19 protein-coding genes are annotated in these 21,382 nt (G+C 67.7%); 13 read left to right on the top strand and 6 right to left on the bottom strand.

What is annotated here, in order from left to right:
- Positions 1-16: 16 nt before the first annotated feature.
- Positions 17-964, top strand: coding sequence for an SDR family oxidoreductase (locus PFX90_RS11755; protein ID WP_285712654.1), 948 nt, complete (start codon positions 17-19; stop codon positions 962-964).
- 104 nt (positions 965-1,068) lie between these two features.
- Here the strand turns inward: PFX90_RS11755 and PFX90_RS11760 are convergent, their stop codons facing one another.
- A complete protein-coding gene (locus PFX90_RS11760) occupies positions 1,069-2,298 on the bottom strand; it encodes an aromatic ring-hydroxylating oxygenase subunit alpha (RefSeq protein WP_285712656.1) in 1,230 nt (409 codons plus the stop codon).
- Between the two features lie 143 nt (positions 2,299-2,441).
- Entirely contained in the window at positions 2,442-4,817 is a 2,376-nt protein-coding gene (locus PFX90_RS11765) for a TonB-dependent receptor (RefSeq protein ID WP_285712657.1), read from the bottom strand.
- Between the two features lie 400 nt (positions 4,818-5,217).
- On the opposite strand from PFX90_RS11765, the gene PFX90_RS11770 reads away from it, so the two are divergent.
- Together PFX90_RS11770 and PFX90_RS11775 are read left to right on the top strand one after the other, a co-directional pair.
- Positions 5,218-5,997 carry an SDR family NAD(P)-dependent oxidoreductase gene (locus PFX90_RS11770; RefSeq protein WP_285712658.1) on the top strand — a complete coding sequence of 260 codons (780 nt, stop codon included), beginning with the start codon at positions 5,218-5,220 and terminating at the stop codon, positions 5,995-5,997.
- A 31-nt stretch (positions 5,998-6,028) separates the two neighbouring features.
- Positions 6,029-7,273 (top strand): spinster family MFS transporter, encoded by a 1,245-nt coding sequence (locus PFX90_RS11775; RefSeq protein WP_285712660.1) that lies wholly within the window; start codon positions 6,029-6,031, stop codon positions 7,271-7,273.
- Here PFX90_RS11775 and PFX90_RS11780 read toward each other — a convergent pair.
- Together PFX90_RS11780 and PFX90_RS11785 are read right to left on the bottom strand one after the other, a co-directional pair.
- On the bottom strand, positions 7,270-8,049 hold the full coding sequence (locus PFX90_RS11780) for an SDR family NAD(P)-dependent oxidoreductase (protein WP_285712661.1): 780 nt from the start codon (positions 8,047-8,049) through the stop codon (positions 7,270-7,272). The genes PFX90_RS11775 and PFX90_RS11780 overlap by 4 nt on opposite strands.
- Positions 8,049-8,696 carry a glutathione S-transferase family protein gene (locus tag PFX90_RS11785; protein ID WP_285712662.1) on the bottom strand — a complete coding sequence of 216 codons (648 nt, stop codon included), beginning with the start codon at positions 8,694-8,696 and terminating at the stop codon, positions 8,049-8,051. Before PFX90_RS11785 ends, PFX90_RS11780 begins: the two co-directional genes overlap by 1 nt.
- A 134-nt stretch (positions 8,697-8,830) precedes the next feature.
- Between PFX90_RS11785 and PFX90_RS11790 the strand changes: the two genes are divergently transcribed.
- Together PFX90_RS11790 and PFX90_RS11795 are read left to right on the top strand one after the other, a co-directional pair.
- A complete protein-coding gene (locus tag PFX90_RS11790; RefSeq protein WP_285712663.1) occupies positions 8,831-9,337 on the top strand; it encodes a PH domain-containing protein in 507 nt (168 codons plus the stop codon).
- A 10-nt stretch (positions 9,338-9,347) separates the two neighbouring features.
- Entirely contained in the window at positions 9,348-10,925 is a 1,578-nt protein-coding gene (locus PFX90_RS11795) for a PH domain-containing protein (RefSeq protein WP_285712664.1), read from the top strand.
- Here the strand turns inward: PFX90_RS11795 and PFX90_RS11800 are convergent.
- Positions 10,871-11,188, bottom strand: a complete 318-nt coding sequence (locus tag PFX90_RS11800) for a GNAT family N-acetyltransferase (RefSeq protein WP_285712665.1) — start codon at positions 11,186-11,188, stop codon at positions 10,871-10,873. The two genes, PFX90_RS11795 and PFX90_RS11800, sit on opposite strands and share 55 nt — an antisense overlap.
- 53 nt (positions 11,189-11,241) lie before the next feature.
- Between PFX90_RS11800 and PFX90_RS11805 the strand changes: the two genes are divergently transcribed.
- Positions 11,242-12,261, top strand: coding sequence for a threonine aldolase family protein (locus PFX90_RS11805; RefSeq protein ID WP_285712666.1), 1,020 nt, complete (start codon positions 11,242-11,244; stop codon positions 12,259-12,261).
- Positions 12,262-12,281: 20 nt separating this feature from the next.
- Positions 12,282-13,169 (top strand): DMT family transporter, encoded by an 888-nt coding sequence (locus PFX90_RS11810; RefSeq protein ID WP_285712667.1) that lies wholly within the window; start codon positions 12,282-12,284, stop codon positions 13,167-13,169.
- Positions 13,170-13,217: 48 nt separating this feature from the next.
- Here the strand turns inward: PFX90_RS11810 and PFX90_RS11815 are convergent, their stop codons facing one another.
- Positions 13,218-14,060 carry a Rossmann-fold NAD(P)-binding domain-containing protein gene (locus PFX90_RS11815; RefSeq protein ID WP_285712668.1) on the bottom strand — a complete coding sequence of 281 codons (843 nt, stop codon included), beginning with the start codon at positions 14,058-14,060 and terminating at the stop codon, positions 13,218-13,220.
- A gap of 52 nt (positions 14,061-14,112) precedes the next feature.
- Between PFX90_RS11815 and pepN the strand changes: the two genes are divergently transcribed.
- The 6 genes from pepN to PFX90_RS11845 all read left to right on the top strand — a co-directional run bounded on the left by pepN (position 14,113) and on the right by PFX90_RS11845 (position 21,281).
- Positions 14,113-16,773, top strand: a complete 2,661-nt coding sequence (gene pepN / locus PFX90_RS11820; protein WP_285712669.1) for an aminopeptidase N — start codon at positions 14,113-14,115, stop codon at positions 16,771-16,773.
- 5 nt (positions 16,774-16,778) lie between these two features.
- Positions 16,779-17,528 (top strand): peptidoglycan editing factor PgeF, encoded by a 750-nt coding sequence (pgeF, locus tag PFX90_RS11825; protein ID WP_285712670.1) that lies wholly within the window; start codon positions 16,779-16,781, stop codon positions 17,526-17,528.
- 228 nt (positions 17,529-17,756) lie between these two features.
- A complete protein-coding gene (gene petA / locus PFX90_RS11830) occupies positions 17,757-18,323 on the top strand; it encodes a ubiquinol-cytochrome c reductase iron-sulfur subunit (protein WP_285712671.1) in 567 nt (188 codons plus the stop codon).
- Between the two features lie 64 nt (positions 18,324-18,387).
- On the top strand, positions 18,388-19,749 hold the full coding sequence (locus PFX90_RS11835; protein ID WP_285712673.1) for a cytochrome b: 1,362 nt from the start codon (positions 18,388-18,390) through the stop codon (positions 19,747-19,749).
- A gap of 56 nt (positions 19,750-19,805) precedes the next feature.
- Entirely contained in the window at positions 19,806-20,636 is an 831-nt protein-coding gene (locus PFX90_RS11840; protein ID WP_285712674.1) for a cytochrome c1, read from the top strand.
- Positions 20,637-20,729: 93 nt separating this feature from the next.
- Complete coding sequence (locus PFX90_RS11845) at positions 20,730-21,281, top strand: adenine phosphoribosyltransferase (protein ID WP_285712675.1); 552 nt, start codon at positions 20,730-20,732, stop codon at positions 21,279-21,281.
- The last annotated feature ends 101 nt before the right edge of the window (positions 21,282-21,382 follow it).

Below are 21,382 nucleotides of genomic sequence, written 5' to 3' on the forward strand. Positions count from 1 at the left end.
AGAAGGAGAGAGACCAATGGCACTGATCACGGTTATCGGCGCGAGCGGGCGGCAGGGGCTTGCACAGGTGCGCCAGGCGCTGGCTGCGGGCTACGACGTGCGCGCGATCTCGCGCCGCCCCGATGCGCTGGAGGGCGCGCCGGTCGAGGGGGTGGAGCGGGTCGAGGTGCGCCCGATGGACCTCTACGACACCTCCACCTTCGCCGCCGCGCTCGAAGGCAGCGACTACATCTTCTACACCCACCCCCTCCAGGCCCGCGCCGACCGCGCCTATCTGGTCGGCGAAGTCGGCAAGGTCGCCGCGCATCTGGGGGTCAAGCGGGTGGTGTGGAACACCTCGAGCTGGATTCCCGACAAGCCGGGCGACGCCTTCACCTATGCCGGCAACACCGCGGGCATTAACGCGCTGTGGCGCTCGGGCGCGCCGGGGACGGTGTTCGGCTCGGTGCTGTTCATGGACAATCTGCTGACCAACTGGGCGCGGCCCTTCATCGTCAACGAGGGGCGCTATGTGTATCCGCACAACCCCGCGCTCGAAGCCAACTGGATCAGCCTCGACGACGTCGCGCGGTTCATGCTCGCGAGCCTCGAGCGGCCCGACATGGAGGGCGCCTGGCTCAACATCGGCGGACCCGAGCGGCTGGTCGGCAAGCAGGTGACCCAGTGCCTCTCCGAAGCCCTCGGCAAGGAGATCAAATACGATCCCTGCTCCCCCGCCGAGTTCGGCCGCTACCTCGTCGAGGCGGCGGGGGACTCGATGCCCGAGGCTATGCGCGCCGAATTCGCCAAGGGGATCGAGGACTTCTACGAATACAACAACAACGCGCCCACGCGGCCCTTCGCGGTCGACATGGACCACGTCTACGAGCGCTTCCCCGAACTCGAAGGCAAGCTTCAGACGATGGGCGAGTGGACCAAGGCGCAGGACTGGGGCGAGAGCAATTATCGGCCCGCGTTCGGGTGAGTTTACAGGCCCACCCCTAACCCCTCCCGCAAGCGGGAGGGGGACTGGGCTGCGCGATCAACCCCCCTCCCGCTTGCGGGAGGGGTTGGGGGTGGGAAAGCGACCTACTCCGCCGCCTGCCGCTGTTCCTGCGCGAAGATCTGCACCAGATCATCGTCGCTGGCGTTGACCAGCCGCTCCACCCACTGGTGGAAGACCTGTCCGCCTTTCTCGTTCTTGCCGAACAGCACTTCCTTCATCAGTCCTGACGCGAGGGCCTGCTGCTGGCGCTTGCCCGTCGCGTAATCCTCGTCGCGCACCACGATCTCGAGGAAGTTGAACTGGTCGTGGGCGGCCTGGACCTGCTCGGGGGTCTCGGGCTGGTTTTCCATGACGTAGAACTGGGTGGTGTAGCTCTCGCCCACCGCGTCGCCCGGGAAGAGCTGGCTGATCATCGCCCCGCGCTGGCCGCCGCCGTAGAAGCTGGCGATCGAAATGTGCGGGAAGATCGTCCACACGCCCTGCACCAGCACTTCCTGCGGCAGCTCGTCGTCGCTCATCGCTTCCAGATCGAGTGCCTGGTCGTCGTCGCCCTGCACCTTGATCGCAAACTTCGACGGGGTCGAGAGGCGCTGGTGGGGGCCGAAGGCGAAGTAGTTGGCGCGGTTGTAGAAATCGGCGCCGAAGGTGTCCTTGTGGAGCACCGGCAGGTGGTAGAAATCGAGATAGCCGTCGTACGCCGTCTTCCAGTTCGGCCCCGCCAGCGTGCGCTGCGAGAACAGCGTCCAGCCCTCGAATTCGAAGGCCTTCAGCAGTTCGTCATAGCCGCACAGGTAATCGGCGATCGAGAGCTTGGAATGGGGATCGAGCGTCACCCAGATCAGGCCGGCATTCTCGTAGACCGGGAACTTGGTGAGGCAATGCTGGCTCTTGTCGATCTTGCCGAAGTCCTTGGCATCAGCCACGCCGATCAGGTCGCCGTCCGCCTTGAAGGTCCAGCCGTGATAGCCGCAGGTGAAGCGGCTGGCATTGCCGCAGCCGCTCGCCAACGGGTTGCCGCGGTGGGTGCACATGTTGAGGAAGGCGCCCATGCTGCCGTCCTTCTGGCGGCTCAAGAGCAGCGGCACGCCGCAGATGTCCATCGCCTTGAAATCGCCCGGATTGGGAAGCTCGCACGAGGGCGCGACCATCAGCGGCAGGCGGCGGAAGATCTGCTTCTTCTCGGTCTCGAACACATCCGGGTCGGTATAGGCGCTCGCCGGAATGCGCACGACCTCGTCGGCATACTCCATCGTGTCGGCCGCGCCGTGGGCGACCAGATTGCGGGTCATTTCGACCAGCGTTTCGCGTGACATTGCCGTTCCTCCCGGTGATGTTCTTGCCGGCGAGCATCCTCCGCTGTGCCCGGCGGAGCAATGCTCACTTTTGGGAGAGGGCCGCAAACGAAAGAGGGCGGGCCATCGCTGGCCCGCCCTCCGTCCCCCTGCTTTGATGCGGATCAGAACTTGAAGCTGACTTCCGCGAAGATCTGACGGCCCCGGTTCTGGGTCAGCACCAGATCGTCGCCGCGCGGGCGGCCCTGGGCATCGAGCCCGCCGGGCAGGAACGGACGCCCGCCGCTGGTGATGACGAAGATCTTGTCGGTGAGGTTCTGCCCCACCAGCGAGAGCTTCCACTTGCCGTCCGGATGGCCGATCGAGATGTTGGCGTCGAACAGCCAGAAGCTCGGCTGGACATAGTCGTTGAGCGTGGTCTCGTCGGTGATGTAGCCGTCATTGTAGGCGGCGTTGCCCGACAGGAACAGCTCGAGGCTGTCGCCGAGCGGCACCGTCCAGTCGGCGGCGATGTTGCCGGCCCACTCGGGCGCCTGGCTGCCGCGCCGCCCGTTGAGGTCGATCACCCCGCCCTGGCCGCCCGGCTGCAGGAACTGCGCGGTGTATTGCGCATCGAGGTAGGACAGGTTCGCCGAGAGGTTGAGCCCTTCGACCGGGGTGCGCCAGCCGGCTTCCAGATCGACCCCCTTGGTGGTCAGCTCGCCCGCGTTGCTAGTGACGAACTGGATGGTCACCGCGTTGAAGTTCTGCACCTGCAGATCCTCGAACACGTAGTAGTAGCCGGTGAGGTTCAGGGTCACGTCGCGGTCGGCCCACTGCGACTTGATCCCGACTTCCCCGCCCTTGGCCTTTTCCGACTGGAAGATCAGCGCGCTGAAGTCACCCGACAGCGCCGCCTGGCTGAGGCTGTTGGAGGGCAGCGCCGAGTTGTCGATCCCGCCCGACTTGAAGCCGGTCTTGAACGAGGCGAAGATGTTGATGTCCTCGCTCGCCTTGTAGCGCAGGGTGACTTCGGGCGAGAAGTTGTCGTCGGCGAAGTTGATCGGGCCCGAGAAGAAGCCCGGACGCACGAAGCCCGGCCCCTGCAGGAAGGTGTGCAGGTAGGGCACCGCGATGGTCTGGACCTTGCGCTCGTCGGTCCAGCGCACCCCGCCGGACAGTTCGAGCGCTTCGGTGATGTTCCAGCTCAGGCTGCCGAAGAACGACAGGGCTTCGGTCTTGGTGGTGTGGGTCTTGTCCCAGTCATAGGTGAAGCCGGTCACCGGGTCAGGCCCGAGGAACGAGATGTTCACCCCCTGCTGGGCGGTGTCGAAGATGAAGGTGCGGTCTTCGTAGAACGCACCGAGCATGAAGTTGATCGGCCCGTCGAAGTCCGAGGCGAGACGCAGTTCCTGGCTGTACTGCTCGAGCGCGTTGCGCGGGTCCGAACAGCCCGCAGCGCCGGGCAGGCGCACGCCGCCGGGGCCGGTCAGGAAGCCGCCATAGGCGTAGCAGTCGAAGTCGACCGCATCCATGTTGAGCAGGCCCGTGACCGAGGTCAGGGTCAGTGTCTCGCTGAGGTCGAGGTCGAACTGCAGGCGCCCGAACCAGATTTCGGTCTCGCCGAAAGGCACGCCGCCCCGGCCCGCCGCCTTCGAGGGCGTCGGCACGCCCGGTGCCAGCGGCACGGCGGCATCGCTGAGGTAGTAGCGCTGGTCGAAGACGTTGCAGTCATAGCCCGCCGGGATCGAGACCGCGCCGCCCAGCAGCACGACGGGATCGGGCGTGCCATTGGCGCCGCAGAAGATTTCCGCGGTGCCGATCGCGCCGTCGTTCTCGTTCTTGGTGTATTGCACCTTGAGGTTGGCGCGGAAGGTGTCGGTCGGGTTCCAGTCGAGCGTCACGCGGCCGATGAAGTCGGTGAGGCCGCGCTTCTGGTTGACCGCCGGTGTGTTCGCCTGAAGCAGCTGGAATTCGTCGATGTCGTTGAACTGCGCGGCGACGCGGATGCCCAGCGTGTCGGTGATCGGGCCCGAGATATAGCCCGAGACGAGGTAGCCCTTCTCTTCGAACTCATAGGAGCCGCGGGCGCCGAATTCCCAGGTCGAGGTCGGGTTGGCCGAACGCAGCGAGAGCACGCCGGCGGTCGCCGACTTGCCGAAGAACAGCGACTGCGGCCCGCGCAGCACGTCGACCTGCTCGACGTCGAAGAAGCCGGCCTGCACCATGCGCATGGTCGAGACCACGACGCCGTCATATTCGAAGGCGACCGCCGAATCGAAGGCTGCCGAGATGTTCGACGAGCCGACGCCGCGAAGCGAGAGCTGGCCGCCCGAGCCCGAGCCGCCGACCTGCACGTTGAGGGTCGGCACGCGGCTGGTGAAGTCGGCGACCTGGTCGATCGAGTAGCGCTCGAGCGTCTCGCCGCCGATCGCGGTGACGGTGACGGGGACTTCCTGGAGGGTTTCGTTCTGGCGGCGGGCCTGAACGACGATCACCGGAACGTCGTCCTCCGCCTCGGCGCTCTCCTGCGCGTCCTGGGCGAAGGCGGCGCTGGGCATCGCGGCAAGCCCGCTCAGCGCGGCCCCGCACAGAAGGGCACGGCGAAGGCCGACGCCGGATGCAACTCGGGCACGAAAAGTCTTCATGGTCCTCTCTCCCCATCAGGCCGCGGCTTGCCCGCGCACCCAGTTATTCCCCAACCCCAGGGCACGTCTCTCCTCGTGCCTTTCGGTATGGGTGAGAGGTGTATGGCGCGGCGTCATCCGCGCCATCAGCAAAAGCGATAGTGCGCCCGCCAAACTGCGACAAAAACGCAACAGGCCTGTGCCAAAGCACGATTCCGTAACGTCAATCCGCCCCTCCCGCGCCCGCCGCTGCGCCCTCGCGCTTTCGACAGTGGCGGGGCCCCACGCGCCCGATAGGCTGGCACCACATAAGAAACGCTTTGGGAGAAGGCAGATGGCGGGACGGGTAGCGGGCAAGGTTGCGCTCGTGACAGGCGGGGCAATGGGGCTGGGCAAGGCCGATTGCGAGGCGCTGGCGCGCGAGGGCGCCAAGGTGATCGTCACCGACCGCGATGCCGAACTCGCCCACAAGGTCGCCGACTCCATCGGCGGCGATGCGATGGCGCTCGACGTCACCAGCGAAGAGCAGTGGATCGAGGTGATGCGCGCGGTCGAGGAACGCCACGGCGGGCTCGACATCCTCGTCAACAATGCCGGCAACGTGATCTTCGAGAGCATCGAGGATTGCAGCCTCGCCCATTTCCGGCTGCATCTCGACATCCACGTGGTCGGCACCTTCCTCGGGTGCAAATATGCCGTGCCGCTGATGAAGCATCGCCACCAGCAGGTCGGCGGGGGCGGCTCGTCGATCGTCAACATGGCCTCGACCGCGGCGTTGATGGGATATGGCAACATCCCGGCCTATGCCGCGTGCAAGGCGGGGATCGCGGGGATGACCCGCAGCCTCGCGATCGACTTTCAGGACAAGGGCTACGGCATCCGCGTCAACGCGCTCGCGCCGGGCGGGATCGAGACGCCGATGGTTATGGGCATCTCGGGCCGCGGCGGACAGACGCCGATGGAGATTCCCGAAGGCCCGCTGCCGATGGATGCGCTCGGCCACCCCAAGGACGTGGCGGGCTGCGTGCTGTTCCTCGCCTCGGACGAGGCGCGCTTCCTCAACGGGTTGACGATCCCGGTCGACAACGGCCTGTGGGCGAGACCCCATCACTGAGGATCGCAAACCCGGCGCATACCGTTGGTATGTGCTCGGCCTGCTGACGCTGACCAGTGCGTTCAGCGTCGCCGACCGGCTGGTGTTCTCGATCCTGGTGCAGGACATCAAGGCCGAATTCGGCCTGTCCGACACCGAGCTCGGCCTGCTCGGAGGGGCGGCCTTCTCGGTGATCTACGTGCTGGCGGGCTTCCCCGCCGCACGCCTCGCCGACCGCTCGACCCGCAAGAACATCGTCGCCGCCGCGATCAGTTTCTGGAGCCTGATGACCGCGGCCTGCGGCATGGCGACGGGGTTCTGGACGCTGTTCCTCGCGCGCACCGGCGTCGGCGTGGGCGAGGGCTGTTCGGGGCCTTCCAGCCAAAGCCTCGTCGCCGACTATTTCACCCGCGCCGAGCTCGCCAAGGCGATGGGCTTCCTCACCATCGGGGCGAGCATGGGCACCGCCGGGGGCCTGCTGATCGGCGGGCAGCTCGCCGAGGCGTTCGACTGGCGCTGGGCCTTCGTGCTGATGGGCCTGCCGGGCGTGGCGCTGGGCGCGATCATCTTTCTGACGATGTGCGAACCGGTGCGCGGGCGTTATGCGCCAACAGGCACCGACATGACCCAGCGCCCGCTTGGGGAGACGATCCGCAGCCTTGTCACCAACCGCGTCTTCATGGGGCTGGCGCTGGGCTGGGCGGTGCAGATCATGATCGGCTACGCGCTTGCCTTCTGGATGGCGCCGATCATGCTGCGCGAATTCGCCATCTCGACCGGGGACGTGGGTCTCTATCTCGGCCTCACCTTCTTCCTCGGCGGCATCCCGGGGCCGATCCTCGGCGGCTATGTCACCCACTGGCTGTGCCTTCGCGACGAGCGCTGGCGCGCGTGGCTGCCTGGAGTGACGAGCCTCGGCGCGGTGGTGCCGCTGGCGCTGAGCCTGACCTCGGGCGACTTCACCACCTTCCTCCTGTGGTTCGGCTTCGCATATGCAATCTATGTCGCTTCGCAGGCGGGGATCATGTCGGGCATCCAGGCCGCGGTCGAACCGGCGAGCCGCGGCTTTGCGGTCGCCATCGCGCTGTTCTTCAACAACCTCATCGGGCAGGCGCTGGGCCTCGCCGTGACCGGCGCGCTGAGCGATGCGCTGACCCCGACGCAGGGCCCGGCGGCGCTTGCCATCGCGGTGTTCGCGGTGTGCCTTGCGGCAGGCGTAACCTCGATGGCGATCTTCGCGTGGACCGCCGCGCAAATGGGGCCGAGCGGCTATCTGGAGAAGATGCGCGGGGGCTAGAACCCGGGGTGGATCGCCAGCGCGCCGCCGTCGACCAGCATGTCGGCCCCCGTCATGAAGGGGCATTCGTCGCTGGCGAGGAAAGCGATCGCGGCGGCGGTCTCCGACGGATCGGCGAGGCGGTTGAGCGGCGAGGTCTTTGCCACCATCGCGAGAAAGCCCGGCATCTGCGCTTCGGTCGCGTCGAGAATGCCGGTGTGGGTCGCGCCCGGGATCACCGTGTTGCAGCGGATGTTGAGCCCCGCCTGCGCGCACCATGTCGCCACGGATTTACTCAATGCCCGCACCGCCGCCTTGCTCGCCGAATAGCCGACATCGGTGGGCAGCGGGGTGATCGCGGTGGTGGAGGCAATGTTGACGATTGCCCCTTTCGCGCCGCCGGGATTGTCGCGCATCGCGGCGATGGCGGCGCGGCATCCGGCCATCGTGCCGGTGAGGTTGACGGCGAGCACCTTGTCCCACGCGGCGAACATTGCGGCATCGTCATGGTCGCCGATCCCTGCGCCCGAGACCATCCCGGCATTGTTCACCAGAATGTCGAGCCGCCCGAAGGCCGCCACCGCCTCGGCGACGATCTGCGGCCACAAAGCGCGGTCCGACACGTTCTGCACCGCAAAGCGTGCGCCCGCCGCGTCGCACAGCGCCTGCCCGCGCGCCGCATCGACATCGGTGCCGAGCACCTCCACCCCGTCCGCCCGCAGCCGCCGTACCGTCGCCGCGCCGATCCCCGAGGCGCAGCCGGTGACGATGGCGACCTTGCCCTTGAGGTCGGGCATTATTCGGCTTGGCTCCAGATCGCGGCACACGGCCGCTGGTTGTGGGTGGCGACGAAGCGCGCGAGGTTGTCGGCACCCTCCGGGATCTTCCAGCCCACGGTGAAGCCGAAATTGGCGAAGGCGAAGATCAGCAGATCGGCAAAGGTGAAGCGGCCCAAGGCGATGTTGTCCTTCTCGCCGAGATAGCTGTCGAACAGCCGCCACTTCTCGTCGGCCATCGCCGAAAGCTCCGCGCCCGCGCCCACCGAAACCACGCTCATGCGCGGCTCGAACATCGGGCGGCCCGCGCCTGCACGGAAGCCCATCGTCATGGGAACCACGACTTCCTGATCGAACAGCCGCGCCCACTTGCGCACCGTGGCGCGCTCCACCGGGGTCTCGCCGAACAGGTTGGGGGTGGGATGCAGCTCCTCGACATATTCGCAGATCGGCCAGCTTTCGGTGAGGCAGGTGCCGTCCTCCAGCTCGAGCGTCGGCGTGGTGCCCTGCGGGTTCCTCGCCATATAGCCCGCATCCTGCCGGTTCTGGCCGGTGATGATGTCGTAATGCACCCGCGCGAAATCGCGGCCTTCCTCGAGCCCCTTCTCGACCATGAACATCCGCACCAGGCGGGGGTTGGGGCCGAGGCTGGAATGCAGGGTGATCATGGCGTGGTCTCTCCCGGAGTGGATTTTCCGGCGGTTCTAGGGGCGCGCGTCCCGACCGTCGCCCTCATAAATGCGCTAGGGGGCGTGCGATTAGCGGCTTGCGCGCGGCGGCTGTATTGCGCAGATAAGGCACCATGGACCAGACGCCCCTGCCCCAGCCGCTCGATGATGATGGTGAGCTGACCAAGCTCCACCCCAACTATTCCCATGCCCTGCGCGTGCATACGACGCTGTCGTCGATCCCCTTCCTCGTCGGCGCGCTGGTGCTGGAGGGCGCCTTCAAGGGCGAGGGGCTGTTCCCGAGCGGCATCATCGCAGGGCCCGTGCTGCTGATTGCGCTGGCACTGATCATCCGCATTCCGATGACCCGCTACAACGCGCGCGGCTACCAGATCAGCGCCGACCGGCTGCGGGTGGTGCGCGGGCTGATGTTCCGTTCGGACACTGTGGTGCCTTTCGGCCGGGTGCAGCATATCGACGTGGCGCAGGGCCCGATCGACCGGTTCTTCGGGATCGCCACGCTGACGCTTCACACCGCGGGCAACCACAATGCCAGCGTTGCGCTGCCGGGGCTGGGCGAGGAGCTGGCGCGCGAAATGCGCGAGGATATCCGGGCGCATATCCGCCGCGAGACCATGTGAGGGCCGCTGCATGAGCGAGACCCGCCGCACCGCGCCGCTCGGCGTCGTCATCGGCGCGCTGGGCAGCATCCAAAACGCGATCCTGCCTGCGGTCGCCATCGCCTTTTCGGGCGTCGGCGGGGGCGGGCGGTTCCTCGTTGCGCTCGGCGTCGGGCTGGCGGCGGTGACGATCGGCGTGGTGACGAGCTACGTCGGCTGGCGGCGCACCACCTACACCACCGGAGAAACCGACATCCGGGTCGAGAGCGGCATCTTCAGCCGCGCAGCGCGCTCGGTGCCCTATGAGCGCATCCAGGACGTCAGCCTCGAGGCCAAGCTGCTGCCGCGCCTGCTCGGGCTGGTGGCGGTCAAATTCGAGACCGGGGCGGGCGGGGCGGACGACCTCGCGCTCACCTACCTCACCGCCGCAGAGGGCGAGCGCCTGCGCCAGCTGGTGCGCGAGCGGCGCGACGAGGAGGCCGCCGCCGCGCTGGCCGCCGATCCCGATGCCCCCGCCACGCCCGCGCCTGCCGAGGCGGGCCCGGAGACAGGGCAAGTGCTGTTCGCGATGGGCCCGGGGCGGCTGCTGACGTTCGGCCTGTTCGAATTCTCGCTCGCGGTCTTCGCGGTGCTGGGCGGCGCGCTCCAGTATGTCGACAATGTCACCTCGATCGACGTCTGGGATGTCGACCTGTGGTACGGCTGGCTGAAGGAGCAGGGCAGCACCGTGGCGACGCTCGGCCCGGTGGCGCAGGCGATCGGGGCAGTTGTCGGGCTCATCGGCTTGCTGATCGTCGGCTCGGTCACGGGCGTGGTGCGCACCTTCCTTCGCGATTGGGGCTTCACCCTCACCCGCTCGGCCCGCGGGTTCCGGCGCCAGCGCGGGCTGTTTACCCGTACCGATGTCGTGATGCCCGCGCACCGCGTGCAGGGGCTGGTGATCGGCACTGGCCTGCTGCGCTACCGCTTCGGCTGGCATTCGCTGAGCTTCGTCAGCCTCGCGCAGGACGACAAGGAGCAGAGCCACGTGGTCGCCCCCTTCGCCAAGATGGCGGAGATCGCGCCGATCGTCGCGTCGTCAGGCTTCCGCCTGCCGGGCGAGGCGACCGCGTGGCACCGCGCGAGCGCCCGCCACCGCACCGACCTCGCGCTGCGCGACGCGGCGATCTGTGTAGCGGCCGCCATCCCGACCGCGATCTTCGCGCCCGCTGGCCTTGTCCTGATTCCGCTCGGCCTCGCGGTGCTCGCGGTGGGGGCGAACCTCTATGCCTGGGAGTTCCGCCGCCATGCGATCGACGACAAGCAGGTCTACGCCAGCCACGGGTTCCTCTCGCCCAAGCAGGAGATCGCCACGCGGCTGAAGCTCCACTCGGTCGAGATCGCGCAGGGGCCGATCGCGCGGCTGAGGGGCTATGCGACGGTCCACCTCGGGCTCGCCGGGGGCAGTTTCGCGATGCGCGGCGTGCCGATCGCGGAGGCGAAAGCCTTGCGCGCGGCGGTGCTCGAGACTATCGCGGGAACCGATTACTCGCGGCTCGATGCGCCGCCTGCGCCTCAGGCCCTGAGTGGCGCCCAGTCGGAGTTCTCGGCAAACTTGCGCGCCACGTAAGAGCAGTCGGGGCGGATCAGGAAGCCCTGCCGCCCGGCATCCTCGACCAGTCGCTCGACCAGCGCGCCCGCCACCCCGCGCCCGCCGATCGCGCGCGGCACGATGGTGTGCGCGGCGATGCGCACTTCGCGGCCGCCCTTCTCGCCGCCCGGCTCCCATTCGAGATAGCCCTGCTCGACCTCGCCCGCGAGCGCGGCGACATAGCGCCCGCCCGCGCCCTGCACGTGGTGCGTGATTGTCGGCTTTGCGCTTTCTTCGTGCATCGGTGGCTCCTCCCGCTTGTCACGCCCGAATGTGCGGGTATGGGCGAAATCCCATGACCCTCGCCAAGCCCTTCCTGTCCGACAATGCCGCCGCCGTCCACCCCCGGCTGTGGGAGGCGATGCGCGCTGCCGACCAGCCGGACAACCCGTACGACGGGGACAGCCTCTCGGCCGAGCTCGACGCGCGCTTCACCGCGCTGTTCGGGCGCGAGTGCGCCGCGCTGTGGGTGGCGACGGGGACGGCGGCGAACTGCCTTGCGCTGGGCACGCTGGTGCAGCCCCACGGCGGGGTCGTGTGCCACCGCGAGGCGCATATCGAGGTCGACGAGGGCGGCGCGCCGGGCTTCTTCCTCCACGGCGCGAAGCTGATGCTGGCCGAGGGCGAGGGCGCGAAGCTGACGCCTGCCGATATCGCCGCGCTGATCGATCCGATCCGCAACGACGTCCATCAGGTGCAGCCCCACGCCATCGCGATCACGCAGGCCAGCGAATACGGCCGCAGCTACACCCCCGCCGAACTCGCGGCGCTGGGGGCCTTTGCGAAAGAGCGCCGCCTCGGGCTCCACATGGACGGCGCGCGCTTTGCCAATGCCGCGGCCTTCCTCGGCGGTTCGGCTGAGGAGGCCGCGCGGGCGGCGGCAGGCCCGGTCGACAGCCTCGCTTTCGGTTTCATCAAGAACGGCGGGATGGGGGCCGAAGCCGTCGTGCTGTTCGATCCCGAGCGCGCGATGGAAGTGCGCTACCGCCGCAAGCGCGCCGGGCACCTGCAATGCAAGGGGCGCTATCTCGCGGCGCAGATCCTCGCGATGCTGGAGGATGACCTGTGGCTTGCCAACGCCGCGCACGCCAATGCCGCCGCGCAGGAGGTGGCCGCGGGCTGCGCCGACCGGCTGCTCCATCCGGTCGAGGCCAACGAGCTGTTCGTGCGCCTGACCCCCGCCGAGCGCGAGGCTTTGCGGGCGCAGGACTTCGCCTTCTACGACTGGGGCGCGGACTCCGCCCGTTTCGTCACCGCGTGGAACACCCGTCCCGAGGATGCGCAGGCGCTCGGCAAGGCGATTGCCGCCCTATGAGCGGCGGCGGGGCGCCCACCATGCTCACCCCCCGCGTGCTCGTTCCCTTCATGCTGACGGGGACGATCTGGGGCTCGACCTGGTTCGTCATCACCGGGCAGATCGCGGGCGTGCCCGCCGCATGGGGCGTGTTCTACCGCTTCATGCTGGCGACCCCGGCGCTGTTCGCGCTGGCGCTGGCGATGGGCAACCGGCTGAAGCTCAACCGGGCCGAGCACCGGCTGGCATTGGGCGTCGGGATCGCACAGTTCAGCGGCAACTTCCTCTTCGTCTACCACGCCGAGGCGCACATTACCTCGGGCATTGTCGCGGTGATGTTCGCGCTGCTGATGGTGCCCAACGCGATCTTCGCGCGGGTGTTCATCGGCGAGCGGGCGCAGGGCGGCTTCATCGGTGGGAGCCTTGTCGCCATCGCCGGGGTGGCGCTGCTGCTGGTGCACGAATGGAACGCGGCGCCGCTTGGCGGGAATGTCGGGCTCGGGATCGTCCTGGCGGTGGGCGGGATGCTCGCCGCCTCGATCGCCAATGTGGTGCAGGCCAACCCCACCGGGCGCGGGGTGCCGATGGTGAGCTTTCTGGCGTGGGCGATGGTCTACGGCGTGGCCTTCGACTTCGTCTATGCCCTCGCCACCGAGGGGCCGCCGCAGGTGCCGGGTGCGTGGCAGTTCTGGGCGGGGACGGCCTATCTCGCCATTGTGGGCTCGGTGGTGACCTTCCCGCTGCACTACAATCTGGTGCGCGAGATCGGGGCGGGGCGCACGGCCTATAATGCGATCGTCACGGTGTGCGTGGCGATGCTGCTGTCGACCCTGTTCGAGGGCTTCGTGTGGGATGCGCTGTCGGCTTGCGGGATGGCGCTGGCGCTGGCGGGGATGGGGCTGGCTTTGCGCTCCAAACAGGCGAAGTAGCGCGCCGATCCGGCCCGCCGGGCAGCAAGGGCGACTGCCCGTCGCGCCTTATGGCGCGGAAGCCAAGGGCGCGGACGCGCCCGCCGGCGCTTGAGGCGCAAACAAGGACTCTAACCCCTCGACATAGGTCGGATAGCGCGGCGACCACCCCAGCACGCGCTTCGCCTTGCCGTTGGCGACGCGGCGGTTCTCCATGTAGAACCCGCGCGCCATTTCGGAGAGGTTGGCATCCCCCAGCCTCTCCAGCGGCGGCAGCGGCAGGCCGAGCAGGCGGCAGGCGTGTTCGGTGACCACGTTGCCGCTGCACGGGAGGTCGTCGCCAAGGTTGTAGGCTCCCGGCGGTGCATCCTGCGTCAGCGCAGCAACGACCCCGCTGACGATGTCATCGACATGGACGCGGCTGAAGACCTGCCCCGGAAGGTCGATCCGCCGCGCTTTGCCCTCCCGCACCCGGTCCAGCGCCGAGCGCCCCGGCCCGTAGATCCCCGGCAGACGGAACACCCGCGCGCCCATGGTAAACCATGCGAGATCGGCCTCCGCCCGCGCATTGCGGCGGCCTTCCCCGCTCTGGGCGATAGTCGGCGTATGTTCATCCACCCACGCCCCCGCGCGGTCACCGTAGACGCCGGTCGAGGAGAGGTAGAACAACGACTTGCCCCGTAACGCCTCGCCATAGGCATCGAGCACCGGATCGCCGCCCGTGGCCCTGTCCGGCGGAACCGACGAGAGGATGTGCGTCGCCTCGCCCAGCGCTGCCAGCACCGCATCGCGGTCGGCGAAGGCGATGTCGCCCGCGCTCCCCGTCGCGCGCACCTGCCAGCCCTGCGCCTGCATCGCGGTGGCAATCCGCCCGGCGGTGTAGCCGAGGCCGAAGATCAGCAATCGTCCCATGCCTGCAACCTAATGATTGGCCCCGCGCCCAATACAACCTAAATCGGGCCGCATGGATATCGCAACAACCCCCACCACCCCCGACGGCAACCCCGAGATCGCGGATGCCGCTCCCACCCCGCACGAGCCCCCTGTGATCCGGCGCGAGGACTATCGGCCTTTCGCATGGCTGGTGCCGGCGACGCAGCTCGATTTCAAGCTGGGGCTGGAAGCGACCCGCGTCACCGCGACCCTGACGGTCGAGCGCAACCCCGCCGCCGACGCCTCGCCCGAGCTGCGCCTCGACGGCGACAGCCTGACCGCCGAAAGCGTCACCGTCGACGGCGCGCCCGCCGATTGGCGGATGGACGGGCCCGATCTGATCGTCACCCTGCCGGGCGCCAAGCACACGGTCGAGGTCGTCACGCAGATCGATCCTTCCGCCAACACCCAGCTGATGGGCCTCTACGCCTCCAACGGCATGCTGTGCACCCAGTGCGAATCGGAAGGGTTCCGCCGCATCACCTTCTTCCCCGACCGGCCCGACGTGCTCTCGACCTATGCCGTCAGGATGGAGGGGGACAAGGCCGCCTTCCCGATCCTGCTGTGCAACGGCAACCGCGTCGCAGCGGGCGAGAACGCCGACGGCACCCACTGGGCCGAATGGCACGATCCCTGGCCCAAGCCCTCCTACCTCTTCGCGCTGGTCGCGGGCGATCTGGTGGCGAATTCGAAGCCCTTTACCACCCGCTCGGGCCGCGTGGTCGAATGCAATGTCTGGGTGCGCAAGGAAGACCTCGAACGCACCGACCACGCGCTGGAATCGCTCCACCGCTCGATGAAGTGGGACGAGGACGTGTTCGGCCGCGAATATGATCTCGATCTCTACAACATCGTTGCGGTCAGCGATTTCAACATGGGGGCGATGGAGAACAAGGGGCTCAACGTCTTCAACACGAAGTATGTGCTGGCCGACCCGGACACCGCGACCGACGCCGATTTCGACGCGGTCGAGGGCGTGATCGCGCACGAATATTTCCACAACTGGTCGGGTAACCGCGTGACCTGCCGCGACTGGTTCCAGCTCTCCTTGAAGGAGGGCTTCACCGTGCTGCGCGACCAGCTGTTCAGCCAGGACATGCGGGGCGAGGCGGTCAAGCGGATCGAGGATGTACGCATCCTGCGCGCCGCGCAGTTCCCCGAGGATGCGGGGCCGCTCGCCCACCCGATCCGGCCCGATTCCTACCGCGAGATCAGCAACTTCTACACCGCGACCGTCTATAACAAGGGCGCGGAAGTGATCCGCATGATGCGCTCGATGGTGGGCGAGGCCCGCTTCCGCGCCGGGTGCGATCTCTATTTCGACCGCCATGACGGCGAAGCGGCGACCTGCGAGGATTTCGTCAAGGCGATCGAGGACGGGGCGGGGATCGACCTCACGCAATTCCGCCGCTGGTATTCGCAGGCGGGCACGCCGCGCGTCGCGGTGTCGCAGGCGGTCGAGGGTGATACCCTGAAGCTCACTTTGAAGCAGACCGTGCCCGTCACCCCCGGCCAGCCCGACAAGCTGCCCATGCCGATCCCGCTGAAGGTGGCGGTGCATTCGCGTAGCGGCGCGCTGGGTGCGGAGCAGCTGGTGGTGCTGGAAGGCGAGGAGCAGACCTTCGACCTGCCGCTCGCGGGGGCTGACCCTGTGGTCTCGATCAACCGCGGCTTTACCGCTCCCATCGTGATCGAACGCGCATTGGCCCGCGAGGACCTCGTGTTCCTCGCCGCGCATGACGATGACCCCTTCGCCCGCTCGGAAGCCTTGCAGGAGCTCGCGGTCGGGCATCTCGTCGGCACCGCCAGCGGCGCGCTGTCGGCGGACGAGCAGGCGGCGGGCGAGGCGGCGATCATCGGCGCGTTCCGTTCGAGCCTTGCGGACAATGCGCTCGAAGACGCGATGCGCGGCGAATTGCTGGTGCTGCCGTCCGAGACCTACCTGTTCGAGGCGATGGCGACCGGGACGCGCAAGGCCGATCCGGGCGCGATCCACGCCGCGCGCGAGGGGCTGAAGGCCGCGATCGGCACTGCGCTCGCGGGTGAATTGCAGGCGCTGCATGCGCGGGCCTCGGGCGTCGCGCTCGACGATCCGGCAGGGCGCGGGGCGCGCAAGGTCAAGACCACCGCGCTCGCCCTGATCGCGGCTGCCGACCCCGCCAAGGCGGCCGAGCTTGCCGCAGCGCAGTTCGATGCGGCCGACAACATGACCGACCGGCAGGGCGCGCTGATGGTGCTCTGTGGGCTCGACACCCCGGCACGCGAAACGCGGCTGGCGGCCTTCTACGAGCGCTACAAGGACAATGCGCTGGTGGTCGACAAGTGGTTTACCTTGCAGGCTTTGTCGCTTCACACCGAGGTGATCGCCCATGTCCGCAAGCTCGCCGAGCACCCCGATTTCACCATGAAGAACCCCAACCGCGTGCGCTCGCTGCACATGGCCTTCGCGGGCAATCCCAAGGGTTTCCACAAGGCCGACGGCGAGGGTTACCGCATGGTCGCCGACGTGATCCTCGCGCTCGACCCGATCAACCACCAGACCGCGGCGAAGTTCGTCCCCGCGCTCGGGCGGTGGCGGCGGATCGAGCCGGGCCGGGCGGCGCTGATGAAGGCCGAGCTCGAGCGGATTCTCGCCAGCGGCAACCTCTCGCGCGACACCTTCGAGCAGGTCAGCCGCTCGCTGGAAGGCTGAGGCGAGTGGGCTTTCAGGTCGAGACGCACCCGCTGCTGGCGGGCGGGCCGCACGGCTTCTTCGGGAGTAACGGCGGGGGCGACCAGTTCGGCTTCGGCGGTCCGGGCGACGGGGTCGCGGTGCGCGCGCTGAGGGCGGCGGCGGCGGAAGCGATCCTGCCCGGCGGCATCCTAGCCGCGCCGCATCAGGTGCATTCGCCCGATGTGGTGACGGCAGAGGCAGGCTGGGACGATAGCGCCGAGGGCCGCCCGGTCGCCGACGCGGTCGTCACCGCGACTCCGGGGATCGTGCTCGGGATCGTTACCGCGGACTGTGGCCCGATCCTCTTCGCCGACCGCGAGGCGGGCGTGATCGGCGCGGCCCATGCCGGATGGCGCGGGGCGGTGGACGGCGTGCTCGAAAACACCGTCGCCGCGATGGAAGGCTTGGGCGCGACCCGCGCCAACATCGCCGCCGTGCTCGGGCCGACGATCGCGCAGGCCAGCTACGAGGTCGACGCGCCCTTCCGCGAGCGCTTCCCTGCCGATGCGGAACGCTTCTTCGCCCCCGCTCCCGAGCGCGCGGGCGCGGCGCGCTGGCACTTCGATCTGCCCGGTTTCATCATGGCGCGGCTCGCCGACGCGGGTCTCAGCAGAATTGCGGATACGGGCCGGGATACATTCTCACACGTCGCGCGTTACCATTCGCACAGACGCTCCACGCAAGCGGGCGAGGCCAATTATGGTCGGCAGATCAGCATGATCGCGCTGCCTTGAACGGGCCTTGCATGGCTGCGAACGCGGCTTGACTAAAACACGGTTGGAATCTCGCAGGATTGCCGTTAATTGCCCCGCCCAAGTTTCAGGCCGGGTCCGCCACAAGCGGCATTCGGGCCTGAGGCAGGGACCAATCGACGGATCGGCTCAGGGGCTGCAAGCCCCGCAATGCAAAACCACGCCGCGCAGGCTCATTCCGGCGCGGCAAAACGAGCAGGGTAAGACGAAATGGCTACTGACACGGCCGCTACCACCGAAGTCTCCGCCGCCGAAGAGGGCGTGCGTCGCCGCGACTGGATCCACATCGCCGCGCTCGGCACCGCGGGCGTGGGCGGGGCCTCGGTCCTGATCCCTCTGATCAGCCAGATGGCCCCGTCGCAGGACGTGCTCGCCGCGAGCACGACCGATGTCGATGTCAGCGCGATTGCCGAAGGTCAGGCGATCAAGGCGGTGTTCCGCAAGCAGCCGCTGTTCGTCCGCCGCCTGACCAAGGCCGAGATCGACGAAGCGAACAAGGTCGACGTCGGCAGTCTGCGTGACCCCCAGACCCTCGCCGAGCGCACCAAGGAAGGCCACCCCGACCTGCTGGTCACCATGGGCGTCTGCACCCACCTCGGCTGCGTGCCGCTGGGCGCGGCCGAAGGCGAGAGCCGCGGCGATTTCGGCGGCTATTTCTGCCCCTGCCACGGCTCGCACTACGATACGGCCGCGCGCATCCGCAAAGGCCCGGCGCCGAAGAACCTGATGGTGCCCGACTACGAGTTCACCTCCGACACCGTCATCCGCGTCGGCTGAGCTTTCGTATCTCACCGCACAAGACAATCGACCCTTTTCCCACCGATCAAGCCGAGAGAACGCCATGAGTTTCGCCTGGGCCAAGCAATACGAACCGCAGACCGCACTCACCAAGTGGCTTGACGAGAAGCTCCCGCTTCCGCGTCTGGTCTACAACGCGGTGGGTGCCGGTTATCCGGTGCCGCGCAACCTCAACTACATGTGGAACTTCGGCGTGCTCGCCGGCTTCTTCCTGGTGGTCCAGATCGTCACCGGCGTCGTTCTGGCGATGCACTACGCGGCCAACGGCCTCGTCGCCTTCGCCACGGTCGAGCACATCATGCGCGACGTGAACTATGGCTGGATGCTGCGCTACGCCCACGCCAACGGGGCGAGCTTCTTCTTCATCGTCATCTACATGCACATCTTCCGCGGGTTCTTCTACTCGTCCTACAAGGCCCCGCGCGAGATGATCTGGCTGCTGGGCGTGGTGATCTTCCTGCTGATGATGGCGACCGCCTTCATGGGCTACGTGCTGCCGTGGGGCCAGATGAGCTTCTGGGGCGCGCAGGTGATCACCGGCCTGTTCGGCGCGATCCCGCTGATCGGCGAGCCGATCCAGGTCTGGATCCTGGGCGGTTACGCGCCGGACAACGCCGCGCTGAACCGCTTCTTCTCGCTGCACTTCCTGCTGCCCTTCGTGATCGCGGGCGTCGTGATCCTGCACATCTGGGCGCTGCACATCCCCGGCTCGTCGAACCCGACCGGCGTGGAAGTGAAGCAGGAATCGGACACCGTGCCGTTCCACCCCTACTACACCGCCAAGGACGGCTTCGGCCTCGGCGTGGTGCTGATCCTGTTCACCTCGCTGGTGTTCTTCGCCCCGAACGTGCTGGGTCACCCGGACAACTACATCGAGGCGAACCCGCTCTCGACCCCGGCGCACATCGTGCCCGAATGGTACTTCTGGCCGTTCTACGCGATCCTGCGCGCCTTCACCGGCGATCTCACCATCCCCTTCACCGGCATCACCCTGATCCCGGCGAAGCTTCTGGGCGTGATCGCGATGTTCGGTTCGATCCTGCTGTGGTTCATCCTGCCCTGGCTCGACAAGAGCCCGGTGCGCTCGGGCCACTACCGCCCGCTGTTCCGCAAGTTCTTCTGGTTCGGTCTGATCCCGGCGATGGCGGTGCTGTTCTACTGCGGCGGTGCCCCGGCCGAGCAGCCCTACGTGCTGATCAGCCAGATCGCGACGGCGTACTACTTCCTGCACTTCCTGGTGATCCTGCCGATCATCAGCCAGATCGAAGTGCCCAAGCCGCTGCCCTTCTCGATCACCGAAGCGGTGCTCGGCAAGGACAAGGCTGCGGAAGCGCCGCGCGCCGGTTCGGTGGGCGGTGGCGACACCGGAACCGCGCCCGAAGGCTCGCTGCAACCGGCCGAGTGATCGGCCGCCCGCAGCGCTCAAGCAATCTGAACCGATAACCAGGAAAGAGTTCGGTCATGACTATTCGTCTCGGAGGCATCATCGCAGGCCTCGCCATCACCGCGGTGCTGCTGCTGTGGTCGCTCCTGCCCGGTGCCTACTCCTACGCCTTTGACCCGGCGCCCGAACAGCAGCCCTCGGCCGCGTTCTACGAGCACGGCCACGGCCCCGAGGGCGGCTTCGCCTTCGACGGCGCCTTCGGCAAGTGGGACATGGCCCAGCTGCAGCGCGGCTATCAGGTCTACAAGGAAGTCTGCAAGGCGTGCCATAGCCTCAAGTATGTCGCCTTCCGTGACCTCAAGCAGCTCGGCTACACCGAAGCCGAAGTGCAGGCCGAAGCGGCAAGCTGGACCATTCCGTTCAAGGATCCGACCACCGGCGAAATGGCCGAGGCACCCGGCAAGCCGACCGACTACTTCCCGCCGGTCTATTACGCCGGTCAGGGCCATCCGCCCGATCTTTCGCTGATCACCAAGGCGCGCCACGACGGGTCGAACTACGTCTACGACCTGATGCTCGGCTATGGCGAGCCCGATCCGGCGAAGGCCGCCAAGGTCGGCTTCGAAGTGCCCGACGGCCTCTACTTCAACAAGCACTTCCCCAACGTGAACATCGCCATGCCCGCGCCGCTGAGCGACGGTCAGGTGACCTACGCCGACGGGTCGCCCAACACGACCAAGGACATGGCCAAGGACGTCGCGGCCTTCCTGACCTGGACCGCCGAGCCCAAGCTCGTCGAGCGGCGCCAGACCGGCTGGTTCGTGCTCGGGTTCCTGCTGTTCGCGACCACGCTGGCCTTCCTCAGCTACAAGCAGATCTGGGCCGGCGTGAAGCCGAAGAAGAAGTAAGCCTTTCGCAAAGCGAACGCACACGGCGCCCCGTCATCCCTTGCGGATGGCGGGGCGCTCTGCTTTGAGGGTGCCGAAAGGGGCCACGCCGACATGACTGCACCGCATCTCTCTCCTGAAGAGCTCAAGGCGCTCGTGCGCACCGTGCCGGACTTCCCGCATCCGGGCATCCAGTTCCGCGACATCACCACGCTGATCGGCCACCATCAGGGCATGGCAGCGAGCGTCCACCACCTCGCGGCGGCGGCCGATGCGGCGGGGGCGCACAAGATCGCCGGGATGGAGGCGCGCGGCTTCATCTTCGGCGCGGCGGTCGCGGTGCAGCTCGGCGTCGGCTTCGTGCCCGTGCGCAAGCCCGGCAAGCTCCCGATCGACACCATCGGCATCGACTACGCGCTCGAATACGGCACCGACCGGCTCGAGATGGACCCGGGGGCGATCGAGCCCGGGCAGCAGGTCGTGATCGTCGACGACCTGATCGCCACCGGCGGCACCGCGCTCGCCTCGGCCGAGCTGTTGCGAAAGGCCGGGGCGGTGGTGAGCCACGCGCTGTTCGTGATTGACCTTCCCGACCTCGGCGGGGCCGAGCGGCTGCGGCATGCGGGCATCACCGTTTCCGCGCTGATGGAGTTCGAGGGCGACTGACCGCTCCCGCCGGGCTGCTGGCGTCCGGTTTCGGTTGTGTTGTCAAAGACCCCTCGGCTAAGCCGGAAGGCAGGCGCTCGCTTCGCGCGCCTGTAACCCGA

The sequence above is a fragment of the Erythrobacter oryzae genome, assembly GCF_030271515.1.
Taxonomy (GTDB): Bacteria; Pseudomonadota; Alphaproteobacteria; order Sphingomonadales; family Sphingomonadaceae; genus Erythrobacter; species Erythrobacter oryzae.